Origin of the sequence: Virgibacillus sp. DJP39 (assembly GCF_049310925.1) — a bacterium.
GTDB lineage: Bacteria > Bacillota > Bacilli > Bacillales > Amphibacillaceae > Virgibacillus_F.
On sequence record NZ_JBMERP010000196.1, the window covers coordinates 1 to 782 of the forward strand.

General features: G+C 47.4%; 6 tRNA genes and 1 rRNA gene. All 7 read left to right on the top strand.

From position 1 onward, the window contains the following. The first annotated feature begins 64 nt into the window (after nt 1–64). A 5S ribosomal RNA gene (gene rrf, locus ACOI1D_RS21745) occupies nt 65–180 on the top strand. A 12-nt stretch (nt 181–192) separates the two neighbouring features. Next, a tRNA-Val gene (locus ACOI1D_RS21750) sits at nt 193–268 on the top strand. Between the two features lie 28 nt (nt 269–296). After that, nucleotides 297–372, top strand: a tRNA-Thr gene (locus tag ACOI1D_RS21755). A 36-nt stretch (nt 373–408) separates the two neighbouring features. Next, nucleotides 409–484 (top strand) — tRNA-Lys (locus ACOI1D_RS21760). 9 nt (nt 485–493) lie between these two features. Beyond that, nucleotides 494–578 (top strand) — tRNA-Leu (locus ACOI1D_RS21765). A gap of 18 nt (nt 579–596) precedes the next feature. Continuing rightward, nucleotides 597–671 (top strand) — tRNA-Gly (locus tag ACOI1D_RS21770). Between the two features lie 19 nt (nt 672–690). After that, nucleotides 691–779: transfer RNA gene (locus ACOI1D_RS21775), tRNA-Leu, on the top strand. The last annotated feature ends 3 nt before the right edge of the window (nt 780–782 follow it).

Below are 782 nucleotides of genomic sequence, written 5' to 3' on the forward strand. Positions count from 1 at the left end.
AAAAGTACTTGCATTTTGATGCAAGAATGGCTATAATAAATTTTGTCCTTAATTTTCAGCAAGGTCTGGTAGTTATAGCGGAGAAGTCACACCTGTTCCCATACCGAACACAGTAGTTAAGCTCTCCAGCGCCGATGGTAGTTGGGACTTTGTCCCTGCAAGAGTAGGACGCCGCCAGGCTTTAAAATTTTTGGAGGATTAGCTCAGCTGGGAGAGCACCTGCCTTACAAGCAGGGGGTCGCAGGTTCGAGCCCTGCATCCTCCACCATTTTATAAAAATTTACAATAATGTATACGCCGGCCTAGCTCAACTGGTAGAGCAACTGACTTGTAATCAGTAGGTTGGGGGTTCAAGTCCTCTGGCCGGCACCATTTTTTACTTTAATATATGGAGTTATTAATTAGTATGAGCCATTAGCTCAGTTGGTAGAGCATCTGACTTTTAATCAGAGGGTCGAAGGTTCGAATCCTTCATGGCTCACCATTTATATATGCGGGTGTGGCGGAATTGGCAGACGCGCTAGACTTAGGATCTAGTGTCTTTTGACGTGGGGGTTCAAGTCCCTTCACCCGCACCATTATACTAATTAATTAAAGCGGAAGTAGTTCAGTGGTAGAACATCACCTTGCCAAGGTGGGGGTCGCGGGTTCGAATCCCGTCTTCCGCTCCAAAAAAAGCCAAGTTTCCATGCCGGGGTGGCGGAATTGGCAGACGCACAGGACTTAAAATCCTGCGATAGGTGACTATCGTGCCGGTTCGAGTCCGGCCCTCGGCACCATAT